We start from the raw sequence: 15901 nt of genomic DNA, 5'->3' as shown, positions 1-15901 counted from the left end.
CACGGCCGGCCCCTTGCGGAGCCGGGCGCCGGACGGTCGCGCACCCGCAGTCCTGAGAGGGTTCGAAAAATGAGCGATCCAACACCGGGTTGGTGGCGCCGCACGGGCATCGACCTGCGGCTGATCCTGATGTGCTTGCTGCTGGTCGTCATGGCGGTGGTGTTCAGCGTCATGTCGGACGGCGTGTTCCTCTCGCCCGAGAACCTCTACAACGTCGCGCAGCAGACGGCCGTGGTCGGCATCGTGTCGACCGTCATGGTGCTGATCATCGTGGCGCGCCACATCGACCTGTCGGTCGGCTCGGTGATGGGCTTCGTGGGCGTGCTCATCGCCTACCTGCAGTACACCTCGGGCTGGTCGTGGCCCACGGCCTGCCTCGCGGGGCTCGCGGTGGCGCTGCTGGTGTCCATCTACCAGGGCTGGCTCACGGCGATGCTGGGCGTGCCGTCGTTCGTGGTCACGCTGGGCGGCCTCATGTCGTTCCGCGGCGCGGCCTTCCTGGTGGCCGACGGCAAGACGCAGCCGGTGAACGACGAGTTCTTCCAGCGCCTGGGCGGCGGCTACGACGGCGGCATCGGCGTCACCGCGAGCTGGGTGATCGCGGGGCTGGTGGCGCTGGTGCTGTTCGCGCGCATGGTCCAGAAGCGCCGCGCGCGCGCCCGCCACGAGATGCCCAACGAGCCGCTGTGGCTCGAGCTGCTGCTCACGGCGGTGCCCGCGGCGGTGGTGATCGGCTTCGCGGCGGTCATGAACCACTACAAGATCGATTCGAAGGACGCGCCGCAGGGCATCCCGATCCCGGTGCTCATCTGGGCGGCGGTGGCCATCGTGCTGTCGTTCATCGTGCACCGCACGCGCTTCGGCCGCTACATCTTCGCGATGGGCGGCAACCCCGACGCAGCGGCGCTGGTGGGCATTCCGGTCAAGCGCGTCACGCTGATGCTGTTCGCGCTGCTGGCGGTGCTGGTGACCATCGCGGCCATCGTGTCGATCGCGCGGCTCAACGCGGGCACCAACTCGCTGGGCAACGGCATGGAGCTGTACGTGATCGCGGCGGCCGTCATCGGCGGCACGGCGCTGGCGGGCGGCAGCGGCTCGATCTTCGGCTCGGTGCTGGGCGCGCTCATCATGCAGTCGCTGGACAGCGGCATGCTGCTGCTGGACGTGCCCATCGGCAAGCGCATGGTCATCATCGGCCAGGTGCTGATCGTGGCCGTGGTGTTCGACGTGCTGTACCGGCGCAAGTTCGGGGAGAACTGAAATGGCCACCGACAACCCCAGGAACACAGACGCCTCCAGGCCGCTGGTCGAGCTGAAGGACATCCGCAAGTCCTTCGGCGGCGTCAAGGCCGTGGACGGCGTGAGCGTGAACCTCTACCCCGGCGAAGTGGTCGCGCTGCTGGGCCACAACGGCGCGGGCAAGTCCACGCTGATGAAGATGCTCGCGGGCGCCTACCCCATCGACGCGGGCGACACGCTCATCGCGGGCGAGAAGGTCAACATCCGCACACCCGCCGAAGCGCAGGCGCAGGGCATCGAGACCATCTACCAGACGCTGGCGCTGGCCGACAACCTCGACTCCGTGGCCAACCTGTTCCTGGGCCGCGAGAAGATGACGGCCTGGAACACGCTGGACGACCACTTCATGGAAGTGCAGGCGCGCAAGGTGTTCCAGCGCCTGAACAAGAACTTCAGCAACATCCGCATCCCGGTGCGGCGCCTTTCGGGTGGGCAGCGGCAGGTGGTGGCCATTTCGCGCGCGCTGTATTTCAACGCGCGCATCCTCATCATGGACGAGCCCTGCGCGGCGCTGGGCCCCGAGGAAACCGCGATGGTCGGGCGCCTGGTGAAGCAGCTGAAGGACGACGGCGTGGGCATCTTCCTGATCACGCACGACATGCCCGACGTGTTCTCGCTGAGCGACCGGCTCGCGGTGATGAAGAACGGCAAGCTGGTGGGCACCTACCGCACCGCGGACGTGACCGAGGACGAGGTGCTCGGAATGATCATTGCGGGCAAGCGGCCCGAGGGCAAGGCGCAGGCGCCGCACGCCATCACCGCGGCCACTGGCGCCACTGTCACTGCCACGGCCTGACGTGACGACCATCGGCGACCAGCAGCTGCTCAAGCGCATGAACCGCAGCGTGCTGCTGCGCCTGCTGCGCGCGCAGCCCGGCCTCTCGCGCGCGCGCCTGGCCGCCGAGAGCGGCCTCACCAAGTCGACCGTGAGCCTGCTGGTGCGCGAGCTGATCGACGAAGACTGGCTCAGCGAGGGCGGTACCGCGGTGGCCGACGGGCTCGGCCGGCCGTCGACGCCGCTGCGGATCAACGTCGGCGTGCGCGCGCTCATGGGCGTGGAGATCGCCGTCGAGACGGTGCGCCTGGTGTGCGTGTCGCTGCAGGGCGAGGTGCTGTACGCGGACACGCATGCGCTCACCGACGGCTCGCCGGCCGGCGTGTGCGCGCAGGTGGCGCGCATGGCCGCCGCCGCCAACGCGCAACTCAAGAAGGGCGGGCTGCGCGTGTCGAGCATCGGCGTGTGCGTGCCCGGCGCGGTGGACGACTGCACCGGCGTCGTGCGCTTCGCGCCCAATCTCGGCTGGCGCAACGTGAGCCTGCTGCCGGCGCTGGAGGAGGCCTTTGCCGCCGTCGGCCTGCCGGGCGTCACGGTGCAGCTGCAGAACGACGCCGACGCGGCCGTGCTCGGCGAGTACGAGTTCGTCGCGAGCGAATACAAGCTCGCTGCCAATGAAAACAAGCTCGCCTCCGGCGAGGGCGAAGACCCTCTGATCTTCGTCAACTGCGACGTGGGCGTGGGCGCCGGCGTGGTGCTGAACGACCGGCTCTTCACGGGCGCGCAAGGCATGGCCGGCGAGATCGGCCACACCATCCTCGAGCTCGACGGGCCGCTGTGCTCGTGCGGGCGGCGCGGTTGCGCCGAGGCCTTCTTCGGTTCGCGCGTGCTGGAGCGCGAGGGCGCCGACACGCAGCGCGCCGCCGCGTTCTTCGGCGTGCTGCTGCAGAACCTGTGGGTCACTTTCAATCCACGCGCCATCGTGCTCGGCGGCAAGGCCTGCGCCGAGCACCGCGGCTTTGCGCAGGCCGCGTTCGAGAGCGTCAAGCGCCATGCCGACGGCGCGGGCATGCCCGCGCCGGCCCTGCGCACCGCGCGCTACGACGAGCTGGCGCCCGCCGTGGGCGCGGCGGCATTGGCGTTGCACGAGTACCTGCGGCCGCTGCAGCCCGACGCGAAGGCGCGCCGCGCGCGGGCGTTGGCGCGCGCGGTGGCCTGAGCCGGCCCGGGCCTGACAGGTCAGCTCGGCGCGGCTTCTTCGGCGTCGGCCTCGCCGTCGCCCCATGCACGCAGGCGCCGGTACAGCGTGCCGCGCGACACGCGCAGCTGCCGCGCCGCCTGCGACACGTTGCCGCCGTGCGCGGCAAGCGTCTCCTCGATCAGCTTGCGGCTGTGCTCGCTCAGCGTTTCCGCATGCGGCGCGGGGTCGCTCCCGTCCGCGGGCGCACCGGCGTCGAAGGCGGGCGCGTCCGCATGGCGTTCGATGGCGATAGGCGCCGCTTCCGCGGGCACCGCCACCGCATGCCGGAAGTCCGTGCCGTCGGGGCTCTTCAGGTGCGCCTGCACCCACACGCCCAGGCCGCTCGCAAGCCGCAGCGGTTGCGCCGCCTCGCGCCGCCCGAGCCGCAGCAGGCTGGCGAGGTCGTGGCCCAGCAGGCACTCCACATCGCGCTCGTCCGCCGCCTCGGGCAGCCGCCCCAGCAACCGCGCGCCGGCGTTGTTGAGCCACGCGATGGTGCCGTCGGGCGCGATGCCCGCGAGCGCCTCCAGCGGCGTGCCCAGCAGCGTGGGGCTGGCCTGGAAGCGCAGGATCAGGTGGTCGCGCGACTGCGCCTGCAGCAGCCGGTTCTCGATGGTGGTGGCATAGAGCGCCACCATCGACGCCGCATCGAAGCCGAAGCGCCGCGCCTCCACCGTGAGGTCGAGCACGCCGGCCAGCTCGCCCGTCACGCCGCGGATCGGCGCGGCCGCGCATTGCATGTGGCACAGCACGTCGAAGTAGTGCTCGGCGCCGTCGACGGTGCAGGCCTGCCCGGTGGACGCCACGATGCCCGGCGCCGTGGTGCCGACCACCTGCTCGGAGATGTTCACGCCCACGCGCGCGGTCTTGCGCAGCACCGGCTGGTGCGCGGCGGCGGGCTGGTGGGTGACGTGCACCAGCACGCCGTCGCTGTCGGTGAGGATCACGCGGCAGTCGGTGCCCGCGAGCGCGTGCTCCATCTGCACCAGCTCCTTGCGCGCCACCTCGAGCAGCTCGCGGTTGCGCGCCAGCGTGGCGTGCAGCCGGCTCGGCGTGACCGTGTCGAAGGGCACGATGCGCTGGCGGTCGGCGTGCGTGCGGCTGCAGCGCATCCACGACTGGATCACCGCCTCGCCGATGAGGCCCGAGGGGCGCACGCCTTCCTCGAAGAACTGCTGCCGCGCGAGCGCCACGCGCTGCGCGGGCGTGCTGGCGAAGAGCTGGCGCGGCGCATCCGGCGTGCCGATTCTGTCGAGGGTCATGGGTTCGTTGCCTCCCTGCGTGGGGTCGGGGGTCGGGACCAACGCTGAATGTGTTCCGCAATGGAACAGCACCGGACTGGGGAAATCCCCAAGATGAACGCGAAGCCCGTGCGGAAGATCCTTGCGGCACAAAGGAGACCTGCGATGACAAAAACACACCCCGGGCTGCGGATGCTCGCCGGCGCATTGCTGTGCCTGGGCGTATCGACCGCGGCCACGGCCCAGAACGCACCAGGCGCACCAGGCGCACAAGATCGCGCGGCGGCCGCGGCGAAACGCGTCGATGGCAACTTCATCCGCGCCAATGCGGCGCAGAAGACGCCCGACTGGCCCAGCATCGGCCTGGACTATTCGGAGTCGCGCTTCAGCAAGCTCGACCAGGTCAACGCCGGCAACGTGAAGCAGCTGGGCCTGGTCTGGTCGTACAACCTCGAGTCGACGCGCGGCGTGGAAGCCACGCCGCTGGTGGTGGACGGCATCATGTACGTCACCGCCTCGTGGAGCGTGGTGCACGCGATCGACACGCGCACCGGCCAGAAGCTGTGGACCTTCGACCCCGAGGTGGACAAGTCCAAGGGCTTCAAGGGCTGCTGCGACGTGGTGAACCGCGGCGTGGCGCTGTACGAGGGCAAGGTCTACGTGGCGGCCTACGACGGCCGCCTGATCGCACTCGACGCGGCCACCGGCCAGAAGGTCTGGGAGAAGGACACGCTCGCGGGCCAGAAGGGCAGCTACACCATCACCGGCGCGCCGCGCGTGTTCAAGGGCAAGGTCATCATCGGCAACGGCGGCGCCGAGTACGGCGTGCGCGGCTTCGTCACCGCCTACGACGCGAAGACCGGCGACCAGAAGTGGCGCTGGTTCGTGGTGCCGGGCGACCCGGCCAAGCCCTTCGAGGACGCTTCCATGGCCAAGGCCGCCAAGACCTGGGACCCCGGCAGCAAGTACTGGGAAGCCGGCGGCGGCGGCACCGCGTGGGACAGCTTCGCCTTCGACCCCGAGCTCAACCTGATGTACGTGGGCACCGGCAACGGCTCGCCGTGGTCGCACAAGGCGCGCAGCCCCAAGGGCGGCGACAACCTCTACCTGGGCTCGGTGGTGGCGCTCGACCCCGACACCGGCAAGTACAAGTGGCACTACCAGGAGACGCCCGGCGACAACTGGGACTACACCTCCACGCAGTCGATGATCCTGGCCGACGTGAAGGTCGCGGGCAAGGCGCGCAAGGTGCTGCTGCACGCGCCGAAGAACGGCTTCTTCTTCGTGATCGACCGCACCAACGGCAAGTTCATCTCGGCGAAGAACTTCACCGAGGTGAACTGGGCCACGGGCTACGACAAGAACGGCCGGCCCATCGAGGTCGCGTCGGCGCGCGACGGCACCAAGCCCAACGACGCCATTCCGGGCCCGTTCGGCGCGCACAACTGGCACCCGATGTCGTTCAACCCGCAGACCGGCCTGGCCTACCTGCCCTCGCAGCACGTGCCGATCAACCTCATGGACGACAAGGACTGGAAGTTCAACGAGGACGTGCCGGGCCGCCCGCACGCGGGCCTGGGCTGGAACCTGGCCAAGTTCGCCAACGTGGAGCCGCCGAAGAGCAAGCCCTCGGGCCGCCTCGTCGCCTGGGACCCGGTGGCGCAAAAGGAGGCGTGGGGCGTGGACTACGTGTCGCCTTGGAACGGCGGCACGCTCAGCACGGCCGGCAACCTGGTGTTCCAGGGCACGGCCGACGGCCGCCTGCTGGCCTACAACGCGAAGACCGGCGAGAAGCTCTGGGAAACGCCCACCGGCACCGGCGTGGTGGCTGCGCCCTCGACCTACATGGTGGACGGCAAGCAGTACGTGTCGGTGGCCGTGGGCTGGGGCGGCGTGTACGGCCTGGCGCAGCGCGCCACCGAGAAGCAGGGGCCGGGCACGGTCTACACCTTCGCGGTGGGCGGCACGGCCAAGATGCCCGACTTCGTGGAGTACCGCATGGCCAAGCTGGTGCAGGGCGTGAAGTACGACCCCGCCAAGGTCCAGGCCGGCACCATGCTCTACGTGAGCAACTGCGTGTTCTGCCACGGCGTGCCGGGCGTGGACCGCGGCGGCAACATTCCCAACCTCGGCTACCTGGACGCGGCCTACATCGAGAACCTCGACAAGTTCATCCTGAAGGGCCCGGCCATGGCGCGCGGCATGCCGGACTTCACCGGCAAGCTCTCGGGCGACGACATCGAGAGCATCAAGGCCTTCATCCAGGGGACGGCGGACGCCGTCCGGCCGAAGTAGCCGGCAGCCTGAAAAAGGGGAGGGCGCTTGCGCCCCTTGCCCTTGCCTTGCTTATCGGCCGCCGTACCAGTACGGCGTGCTGGCGGCCCAGGTCGACTTCGGGTAGTTCGCGTGCAGGGCCTGCAGGCCCTTGCGCGACCAGTCGCCCACCGTCTTGTCGGGGCAGGTGTAGCGCGCCATCTTCACCGCCACCGAGAGCGCCTGCGGCACCAGCGCGTCGGCCTTGTCGCGCTGCATCAACGCCAGGCTTTCCTGCGTGAAGTAGACCGAGTCCTGCGGCACGCTGCGCAGCCGCGCCACCAGCGCGGCCTGCTGCTTGCGCTCGGCCTGCGGCACGAAGGCGGGCATCTCGAAATCGGCGGCGCCGGCCGCCTGCGGGCCCGAGGTCTGCACGCCCAGCGGGCTGCACCACTTGCCATAGGTGCCGGGCGTGGTACCGCGCTGCGCGGCCATGTCCTGCGCGGGCCGCAGCGGCGTGGGGCGGATGTCCCAGCCGGCGTTGGGCCAGTGCGGCGGCTGCAGCGTCTCGGTGGTGCTGACCATGCGCTCCAGCAGCAGGCGGTGCCACGCGGCGGTGTCGGTGGCGGCCAGCGAGACCGAGCGGCGGATGCCCGCGAGGGTGTCGGGCCCCTTGACCGATGCGGCCGGCGCGGAGGCCACGCGCAGCTGCGCGGCGCGGCGGGCGGTGGCGTAGTCCTCGGCCAGCACGGCGCGCGTCCATGCGGTTTCCAGCAGCGTGTCGCGCAGCGCGGGCGACAGCGCCGGGTCGGCGGCCAGGCGCAGCCACATCGCGAGCGGCGCGCGCGTGTTCAGGAAGCGCACCACGTCGTCGTCGAACGCGCTGGCCAGCGGCACGGCGCTGGGTTTGGCCTCCATCGCCTCGGGGTCGCTGTGCGCGACCACGGGGCGGATCGCGAGGCGGCGCCACTCTTCTTCCGACGCGGCGGTGGGCAGCAGCAGCGCCTTCACCAGGTTCTGGCCCGAGAGGCTGTGCGCGATCAGCGGCGAATCGGCCGTGCCGGCGACCAGCTCGCGCGCCTCCTTGAAGCGCCCCTGCGCGAACAGGCGTTGCGCCCGCAGCTGCGTGGCGGCGAAGCGCGCGGGGTGGTCTTCGGGCACGGCGGCCAGCGCGGCCTGCAGCTCGGCCTCGCGCTTGTCGTCGGCGGTCGTGGCCGCGGGCACCAGGCTCGCGGCGGCCATGAGCCAGGCGAGGTCGTGCGTGCGCTGGTAGCTGCTCCAGCTGAACTTTTCTCGCCACTTGTCTTGCGCCGTGAGGCCGCCCGAGGGGCCGTCGAAGCCGCGTACCGTGCTGAGCCACTGCACCAGGTCCGGCTTCTGCTCGGGGCCGACGTACGCGCAGCCCGCAATGGCGCAAGAGCGGAACTCGTGGTTCAGCAACAGCAGCCTGGCGGCGGCCACGTCGGGCGCGCCCATCGTCTTCAGGCCGTCGGCCAGGCGCTGCAGCCGCGTGCCGGGCGTCAGGTGGCGGATGCGCAGCGACTCGGCCAGCCGGTGCACCGACGCGTGCAGCGCCTGCAGGCGCGGGTTCTTCAGCAGCGGCAGCGCGATGGCGTCGACCGCTTGGGTGAGCTCGGCCTGCTGCTTGAGCGCCTCGGGGCTTTCCTTGCCGGGGCCATCGCGCTCCGAGTACGAAGGCTCCCCGCCCGGGTTCTGGCGTGCGAGCACGCGCAGCCGCATGTAGGCGGCAAGGTCGCGCCAGGGGCTGGCCTTGTCGCTGGCGATGGCGCTGAAGGCGGTGTCGGCGCCGTCGAGGTCGCCGGCGTAGAAGCGCTGCGCGGCCAACTGGTAGGCGTGGTCGGCCTTGAGCCAGGCGGGGGCGCGCTCCGGCAGCGCGGGCAGGGCGGATGGCTTGGCAGCGGCCTTCTCGTCGCAGGTGTCGAACACGGCGTCCTGCACCTGCAGCCAGTGCAGCACGAAGGGGCCCGCGGCCTTGTCGCCGCCCGCGCGTTCCATGCGCTCGGCCAGCGTCTTCGCGGCGTTGCGGAAGGCGTCGCCGTAGAAGCAGTTGGGGCTCGCCTGCAGGCTGTCGGCGTTCCACTGCGGCGTTTGCTGCGAGGGCGGCGTGGCGGGTTTCGCCGGCGCGGGCAGCGGATGCCCCAGCTTCGCGTAGGCCTCGCTGCGCGCCTGGCGCCAGCCGGTCCAGGCGGTGTCGGTGTCGTCCATGCCGTTGTCCTCGCGCGGCAGCTTCTCCAGCAGCTCGGAGAAGGCGCGCACCGCCTCGGGCGAGAACGACTGCCCGTGCAGGCGCCAGTACCAGAGCACCTGGTAGGGCACGAGGTAGTCGGTGTAGTAGCCGGCCGGCCGCTCGATGAACTCGCGCACCGGCTGGTCGGGCCGGGTGGTGGCGAAGAACAGGTCCACGGGGTCGTAGCCGCCGCTGGCCTGCGCCGCGGCGGCGCCGAGCGACGCGGCCAGCGTGAGCAGCCTGAAGCCGGCGCGCAGCGCGCGGGCGGTGATGGGTGAGTTCATTGGTTCGCGTCCCTGGTGTCGATCTTCTTGAAGTCTTCGTTCTTCCACGTGCCCGTGTGGAACACGTAGCGCCGCTTCACGCCGCCCAGCACGGGCCACGGTTCGCCCAGCAGCAGGCCCGCCGCGTCACGGCAGGCCGGCACCGTGGCCGCGCCCGTGGCCTGCAGCCGCTGGCGGATGCGCGCGGCGTCCGCCCCCATGCGGAAGTACATCGGCACCACCTCGTCGAGCAGCCCGGCCGGCAGCCACGGGTCGCCCATGCACCACGAGGCCAGCGCCGTGGCCGACAGCCGCACCCCGCGCTCGCGCAGCGGCTGCAGCCGCTCGAGCAGCGCGGCGTAGGCCTCGCGCTGGCTGCGGCGCGCCTCGAAGTCCAGCTGCACCCAGCCCGAGCGGTTGTGCGCCGCGGCGTGTTCCAGTGCCGCGGCAATGGCCTGCTGCTGCGCCTCGTCGACGGGCGAGGGCGCGAGGTTGTCGAGCGTGACATGCACCACCGGCACCACCGTGACGCCCGGCGCGATGCGCAGCGGCCACTGGCGCCAGATCGTGCGGGCCTGGTCGCCGCTCAGCCGCACCGTGGCATGCAGGTAGGCGATGCCCACGCCGGCGGGCGGCGAAGAAAAGAGCTGGGGCCGGTCCCACATCCACAGCAGCGTCTGCGGCGTCTGCAGTGTGCGCGGGCCCGGCTCCCGGGCCATGCCGTCATGCGCGAGCAGGGCCAGCAGGGCCAGCAAGGCCAGCACAGGCAGGGTGCCGCGAAGACTGCCGCGAAGACGCATGGAAGAAGAGCGAGGGGGTGGGCGTGGAAGAAAGCCCGGCGAGCATAAACAAAAAAGCCGCCTGGCCCCGGGGGGCTCAGGCGGCCTTGCGGCTGCTTCGCTGCTGTCTGGCAGGCGCGGTGATCAGTCGGCGTACACGCCGGCGGACTTGATGATCGGGCCCCACTTGGCGATTTCGGCCGCGACGAACTTCTTGTGTTCGGCCGGCTCGGTGCGCTTGTCGGTGGTGATCACCGCGCCCAGCGCTTCTTCACGCTTGATGAAGCCCGGGTCCTTCATGGCCGCGAGGATGGCTTCGTTGAGCTTCTTCAGCACCGGCGCGGGCGTGCCCTTGGGGGCGTACACGCCGTGCCAGATCGACACTTCGAAGCCCTTCACGCCCGACTCGTCCAGCGTCGGCAGGTCCTTCAGGGCCGGCGTGGTCAGGCGCTTGGCCGTGGTCACGGCGTAGGCCTTGACCTTCTTGGCCTCGATCTGCGAGGTGGTGTTGGTGGTCTGGTCGCACAGCAGGTCGATCTGGCCGCCCAGCAGGTCGGCGATGGCCGGTGCCGTGCCCTTGTACGGCACGGGCGTCATCTCGACCTTCAGCGCGCTCTGGAACAGCAGGCCGCACAGGTGCGACGCGGCGCCCAGGCCGGCGTTGCCCAGGTTGATCTTGCCCTTGTTGGCGGCGATCCAGGCCGTCAGTTCCTTGTAGTTGTTGGCCGGCAGCGTGGGCTTGCCGATCAGCGTCATGGGCACTTCGTTGACCATGCCCAGGTACTCGAAGTCGGTCTCGACGTTGAAGGGCAGCTTGCGGTACAGCGCGGGCATGGTGGACATGCCGATGTGGTTCAGCAGCAGCGTGTAGCCGTCCGGGTTGGCGCGCGCCACCTTGGCGGTGCCGATGGAACTGCCCGCGCCGGCGGTGTTGTCCACCACGATCGTGGTGCCGAGCGTCTTCTGCATGGCTTCGGCGAGGTCGCGCGCCACACGGTCGGTCGGGCCGCCGGCCGCGAAAGGCACCACGAGCGTGACGGTCTTGCCCGCGGGGAAGTCCTGGGCGTGAGCACCGACAGCTGCGGCGGCAATCGCCGCGAGGGCGAACAGTTTCTTCATGTCGTCTCCGATTTCTGTGACAGGGGTAAAAAGGCCGCGATCTTATCGGCTGACCAGGGCCTGACCTATACCGAATAGCCCTTAGGCGGTCATCGAAATACGCACCTTGCTGGGGCATGATGCAGCGCTGCAAGGCGCGCCGGAGGGGCGCGAAGAACAACCACAAACCAGGCGGTCTTCCAGGCCGCACCGAGGAGGAATTTCCAATGGATCCATGGGTCTATCCGCGCGAGCGCTGGCTCGGCAACATCACGCTGGGGCTCGGCCTGCTGGTCTGGCTGCTGCTGATCGTCGGCACGCTGGGCATTGCGCTGGTCTACGTGCTGCTGGGCTTCATCGGCTACGTGTTCGCGCAGTCGGCCGTCATCGCCTGGATCAAGGGCACTGGCGTGAAGCTCTCGCCCACCCAGCTGCCCGAGCTGCATGCGCGCTTCGAGGCCTGCTGCGGCTTCCTCGGTGTCGAGAAGCCGCCCGAGGCCTACCTGCTGCACGGCGACGGCATGTTCAACGCCTTTGCCACGCGCTTCTTCGGGCGCAACTTCGTGGTGCTGCTGTCCGACGTGGTCGACGCCATGGAACGCCAGCCCGACGGCGTGAACTTCTATATCGGCCACGAGCTCGGCCACATCCGGCGCGGCCACCTCACGGGCCACATCTGGCGCGCCCCGGTGCTGTGGCTGCCGTTGCTGGGCGCGGCCTATGCGCGCGCCAAGGAATACACCTGCGACCTGCACGGCGAGGCCTGCTGCGAGGAGCCCGACTCCGCGCCGCGCGCCCTGGTGGCGCTGGCCGCCGGCGCGCAGCAGTGGCGCAACGTCAACCTGCAGGCCTATGCCGCGCAGTCGGCGGGCAACAGCGGCTTCTGGGCGTCGTTCCACGAGCTGATCGCCGGCTACCCGTGGCTCACCAAGCGCGTGGCGCGCGTGCTCGATGCGAACGCGAAGCTGCCCAGCCGCAACCCGCTGGCCTACCTGCTCGCGATCTTCGTGCCCTACACCGGGCGCGCGGGCGGCGGGGCCCTCGGCGCGATGATCACCGTGGCCGTCATCGGCGTGCTGGCCGCCGTGGCCATTCCGGCCTACCAGGACTACACCAGCCGCGCGGCCGTCGCACAGGCCTGGAGCGAAGGCGCCGCGGTGCGCGAGGCGCTCGGCAACTACTACACCGAGAAGGAAGAGATCCCCGCGTCGCTGGAGGCCGCGCGCGTGCCCGACACGCTGCCCGGCGGCGCCACGCTCACGCTCGATGCGCAGAGCATGGTGGTGGAGGCCAGCCTGCCGAAGCGCGGCGGCATGAAAGGCATGGGCGCCACGATGGGCACGCTGCGCATGGAACCCTCGGAGGGCGACAACGGCATCACGTGGCACTGCGTGGCGGGCGACGACCTGCCGGAGAAGACGCTGCCCAGGAGCTGCCGCAAGTAACGCGGCTTCCGCGCGCCAACATATGTGCCGTGTCGGCCATGCCGGCCATGCCGGCCATGTCTGCCGTGTTGGTACCCGATGAACAAGGCCGGCAAGTCGTAAGGGAAGTTTGCCGCCCGTCGACTTGTCCGACAGGCGGACCCGGCGCCGGACGATGCGGCGGGCCGCGCGGCCTTCTACGGTGAAGCATTGAACAACCTCGAAGGAGTGCTTTCACATGCCCACCACTGTCTCTTCGCTCGACGGAATGAAGGTCGCGATCCTGGTCTCGGACGGCTTCGAACAGGTCGAGCTGACCGAGCCGCGCAAGGCGCTCGACCTGGCGGGCGCACAGACGCGCATCGTCTCGCCCGTCGAAGGCTCCGTGCGTGGCTGGCATCACCACGACCCGGCCGACAGCTTCGCGGTCGATGTGCCGCTGGACAGCGCCTGCGCCGACGACTTCGACGCGCTGCTGCTGCCCGGTGGCGTGGTGAATCCCGATGCGTTGCGCATCGACGAGAAGGCCGTCGGCTTCGTGCGCGCCTTCCTGGAAGCCGGCAAGCCCATTGCGGCGATCTGCCACGGGCCGTGGACGCTCATCGACGCGGGCGGCGTCAAGGGCCGCAAGATGACGTCGTGGCCTTCGCTGCGCGCGGACCTGAAGAACGCGGGCGCCAAGTGGAGCGACCAGGAAGTGGTGGTCGACCACGGGCTCGTCACGAGCCGCAAGCCCGACGACCTGCCGGCCTTCAACCGCGAGATGACGAAGCTGTTCGAAGTGGCTTACGAGTCGGAGCTTCAGTAGCAGCAGCAGCGAGCGCACCGGGCCCGGGCCCGGTGTAGCGGGCACGGGGTCGGATCAGCTGCCCCGTTGCCTGCTGCTCCAGCACATGCGCGGTCCAGCCCACGGTGCGCGCCAGCGCGAACAGCGTGAGCGGCGCGCCGGCCGGCAGCTTGTGCACCGCGGCCAGGGCGGCCAACGCAAAGTCGATGTTCACGGCCTCGCCCAGCAACCGGCTGCCCACGTCCCGCAGCTCCTCGAAGGCCGGCGGCAGGCCGATGCCTTCCAGCAGCGCGTGGCAACGCACGTCGCCATTCGGATAGAGCGGATGGCCGAAGGCCGCCAGCGGGCGGTCGTGCGCGAGCCATTCGCGCACGGCGGCGTCGGTGCCGATGGCGGCTGCGTTGCGCATCAGCGCCTGCACCGCGGCCGAGGCGCCGCCGTGCAGCGGCCCCGTCAATGTCGAGAGACCCGTGAGCAGGCAGGCCGCGACCGACGCGCCGGTGGAGGCCGTCACGCGCGCCGCGAAGGTCGATGCATTGAGTTCGTGGTCGGCCAGCAGCACCAGCGCGCGGCGCAGGTGGTCCGCCGCGCGCGGACGCCGCCATGCCGATGCCAGGCGCATGTGCAGCGGCATCGCACGCGCCGGCGGTGCAGGTGCAGGCCCCAGCAATGCATCGGCCAGCGTGCCGATCACGTCCGCCGCCTCGGCTTGCAGCACCGCGCGCGAGCGGCCGCGTGAAGGCAGGTCGGTGGCGGCGCGTGCGGCGAGCGCGAGCAGGCCCGCTTGCAGCGGCACGGCGTCCGTGTGCGCGACGGCCGCCGGCATGGCCGCGGCAAAGCATGGCGTCGCGCTCTCCCAAAGCAGGCCCGCCACCTCTTCCAGCGTGGCGTGCGCGGCCAGCGCGCAGGCGTCCTGCCCCCGGTAGAGCAAGCGCCCCTCCGCCACCGTCGACACGCCGGAGGCCAGCACCGGCTCGCCCCACTGGATCGCCTCGCTCGCCACCGCCTCGCTGCTGCGCCGGCCGCGCGCGCGTGCCGCGATGCGCTGCACGTCGTCGCGGTGGTAGAGGCTGCGGCGCGGGTCCGTCGCGTCGGGCTTGGCGCGGATGCGGCCGCGGCTCACGCTCGCGTACAGCGTCTGCGGGCGAACCTGCATCAGTTCGAGGGCGTCGGCCGCCGGGAGCCACAGCGGCGCTTTGGTTGCGGTCATGTTGACAGAATAAATCAAGATTGACGTCAATATCCGCGTGGCCAGAATCGGCTTCATCGTGACAACCCTGGAGCAAAGACGATGAACAACGATGACGACGGCAGCCTCGAAGGCGTGGTGGCCGCGCACACGGTGCTGTCCGAAGTGGACGGCGCGGCCGGGCGGCTGGTGATCCGCGGCCATGCGCTCGACGAGATCGCGCAGCGCTGGCGCTATGAAGACGTGGTGGCGCTGCTGTTCGAAGGCTTCTTCGACACATGGCCCCAGGCCGACGGCCTGCGTGCCGCCATCGGCCGCGCGCGCCGCGAGGCCTTCGAGCGCCTGCAGCCCAACGACGATGCGCTGCTGCGCCGCCTGCCGCCCATCGAGGCCGTGCGCGCATTGCTCGCGCGCCTGCCCGACGGCGACGACCTGCCGACCGCGCTGCGCCTGGTGGCCGCGCCCGCCGTGTACACCGCCGCCGTCATGCGCTGGCGGCTGGGCGTGCAGGCGCTCGCGCCCGACGAGACCCTGCCGCACGCCGCCGACATGCTGCGCATGCTGCACGGCCGCACCCCCACGGCCGCGCAGGGTGCGGCGCTCGACACCTACCTCGTCACCGTGTGCGACCACGGCCTGAACGCCTCGACCTTTGCCGCGCGCGTGGTCGCGTCGACCGGCGCGGGGCTTGGGTCGGCGGTGCTCGCCGGCATCAGCGCACTCAAGGGGCCGCTGCACGGCGGCGCGCCCGGGCCGGTGCTCGACGCGCTCGACGCCATCGGCACCGCCGCCAATGCGCGCGCCTGGCTCGAGGAGGCGGTGGCCGACGGCCAGCGCCTGATGGGCTTCGGCCACCGCATCTACCGCGTGCGCGACCCGCGCGCCGATGCGCTGAAGGGCGCGCTGCGCCGGCTCGGCGCCGAAGGCAGTGTCGACGCCGGGCGCCTCGCGCTGGCCGAGGCGGCCGAGCAGGCCGCGCTTGCGATCCTGCGCGAGAAGAAGCCCGGCCGCGCGCTGGAGACCAACGTCGAGTTCTATACCGCGCTGCTGCTCGAGGCGCTGGGTTTCGGGCGCGAGAGCTTCACCTGCGTGTTCGCGGCGGGCCGCGTGGGCGGCTGGCTGGCGCACGCGCGCGAGCAGGTGCGCAAGGGGCGGCTGATCCGGCCGCAGTCGGTGTACGTCGGGCCCGCGCCGAAAGAGGCCGCGGCCCCCGTGACCCTCCAGACGCCCGAACCCGTACTCGCGCACTGAACCTACACGGCGCGCGCGCCGTCATCCGATACCCTCGCTGTGTTCGCGTGCCCG

General features: G+C 70.9%; 12 protein-coding genes. 7 read left to right on the top strand and 5 right to left on the bottom strand.

Annotation, left to right across the window (positions count from 1 at the left end; all coding sequences use genetic code 11):
* The first annotated feature begins 69 nt into the window (after positions 1-69).
* From BM013_RS37220 to BM013_RS37210, 3 genes are read left to right on the top strand one after another with little or no spacing between them, the layout of a single operon-like run.
* The gene (locus BM013_RS37220; RefSeq protein ID WP_093135040.1) at positions 70-1260 is read left to right on the top strand and encodes a sugar ABC transporter permease; all 1191 of its coding nucleotides are present in this window, start codon (positions 70-72) and stop codon (positions 1258-1260) included.
* A gap of 1 nt (position 1261) precedes the next feature.
* Positions 1262-2095 carry an ATP-binding cassette domain-containing protein gene (locus BM013_RS37215; RefSeq protein ID WP_093135037.1) on the top strand — a complete coding sequence of 278 codons (834 nt, stop codon included), beginning with the start codon at positions 1262-1264 and terminating at the stop codon, positions 2093-2095.
* Between the two features lies 1 nt (position 2096).
* The gene (locus BM013_RS37210; protein ID WP_093135035.1) at positions 2097-3293 is read left to right on the top strand and encodes an ROK family transcriptional regulator; all 1197 of its coding nucleotides are present in this window, start codon (positions 2097-2099) and stop codon (positions 3291-3293) included.
* 20 nt (positions 3294-3313) lie between these two features.
* Here the strand turns inward: BM013_RS37210 and BM013_RS37205 are convergent, their stop codons facing one another.
* Positions 3314-4576 carry a helix-turn-helix domain-containing protein gene (locus BM013_RS37205; protein ID WP_093135032.1) on the bottom strand — a complete coding sequence of 421 codons (1263 nt, stop codon included), beginning with the start codon at positions 4574-4576 and terminating at the stop codon, positions 3314-3316.
* Between the two features lie 144 nt (positions 4577-4720).
* On the opposite strand from BM013_RS37205, the gene BM013_RS37200 reads away from it, so the two are divergent.
* The gene (locus BM013_RS37200) at positions 4721-6850 is read left to right on the top strand and encodes a PQQ-dependent dehydrogenase, methanol/ethanol family (protein ID WP_093135029.1); all 2130 of its coding nucleotides are present in this window, start codon (positions 4721-4723) and stop codon (positions 6848-6850) included.
* A gap of 51 nt (positions 6851-6901) precedes the next feature.
* Here BM013_RS37200 and BM013_RS37195 read toward each other — a convergent pair whose 3' ends face one another.
* The 3 genes from BM013_RS37195 to BM013_RS37185 all read right to left on the bottom strand — a co-directional run bounded on the left by BM013_RS37195 (position 6902) and on the right by BM013_RS37185 (position 11217).
* Positions 6902-9340, bottom strand: a complete 2439-nt coding sequence (locus BM013_RS37195; protein WP_093135027.1) for a hypothetical protein — start codon at positions 9338-9340, stop codon at positions 6902-6904.
* On the bottom strand, positions 9337-10119 hold the full coding sequence (locus tag BM013_RS37190; RefSeq protein ID WP_143098461.1) for a hypothetical protein: 783 nt from the start codon (positions 10117-10119) through the stop codon (positions 9337-9339). The genes BM013_RS37195 and BM013_RS37190 overlap by 4 nt, the downstream gene beginning before the upstream one ends.
* A gap of 123 nt (positions 10120-10242) precedes the next feature.
* Entirely contained in the window at positions 10243-11217 is a 975-nt protein-coding gene (locus tag BM013_RS37185) for a tripartite tricarboxylate transporter substrate-binding protein (protein WP_093135022.1), read from the bottom strand.
* Positions 11218-11423: 206 nt separating this feature from the next.
* Between BM013_RS37185 and BM013_RS37180 the strand changes: the two genes are divergently transcribed.
* Entirely contained in the window at positions 11424-12641 is a 1218-nt protein-coding gene (locus BM013_RS37180; protein ID WP_093135019.1) for a M48 family metalloprotease, read from the top strand.
* 217 nt (positions 12642-12858) lie between these two features.
* A complete protein-coding gene (locus BM013_RS37175) occupies positions 12859-13428 on the top strand; it encodes a type 1 glutamine amidotransferase domain-containing protein (RefSeq protein WP_093135016.1) in 570 nt (189 codons plus the stop codon).
* Here the strand turns inward: BM013_RS37175 and BM013_RS37170 are convergent.
* Complete coding sequence (locus BM013_RS37170) at positions 13373-14617, bottom strand: citrate synthase (protein ID WP_093135014.1); 1245 nt, start codon at positions 14615-14617, stop codon at positions 13373-13375. The genes BM013_RS37175 and BM013_RS37170 overlap by 56 nt on opposite strands.
* Positions 14618-14698: 81 nt before the next feature.
* On the opposite strand from BM013_RS37170, the gene BM013_RS37165 reads away from it, so the two are divergent.
* Entirely contained in the window at positions 14699-15847 is a 1149-nt protein-coding gene (locus BM013_RS37165) for a citrate synthase/methylcitrate synthase (RefSeq protein WP_093135012.1), read from the top strand.
* Positions 15848-15901 lie beyond the last annotated feature (54 nt).

It is taken from the genome of Variovorax sp. OK605 (genome assembly GCF_900115445.1).
Classification (GTDB): domain Bacteria; phylum Pseudomonadota; class Gammaproteobacteria; order Burkholderiales; family Burkholderiaceae_C; genus Variovorax.
This window is presented reverse-complemented; position numbering and strand designations above follow the sequence as displayed.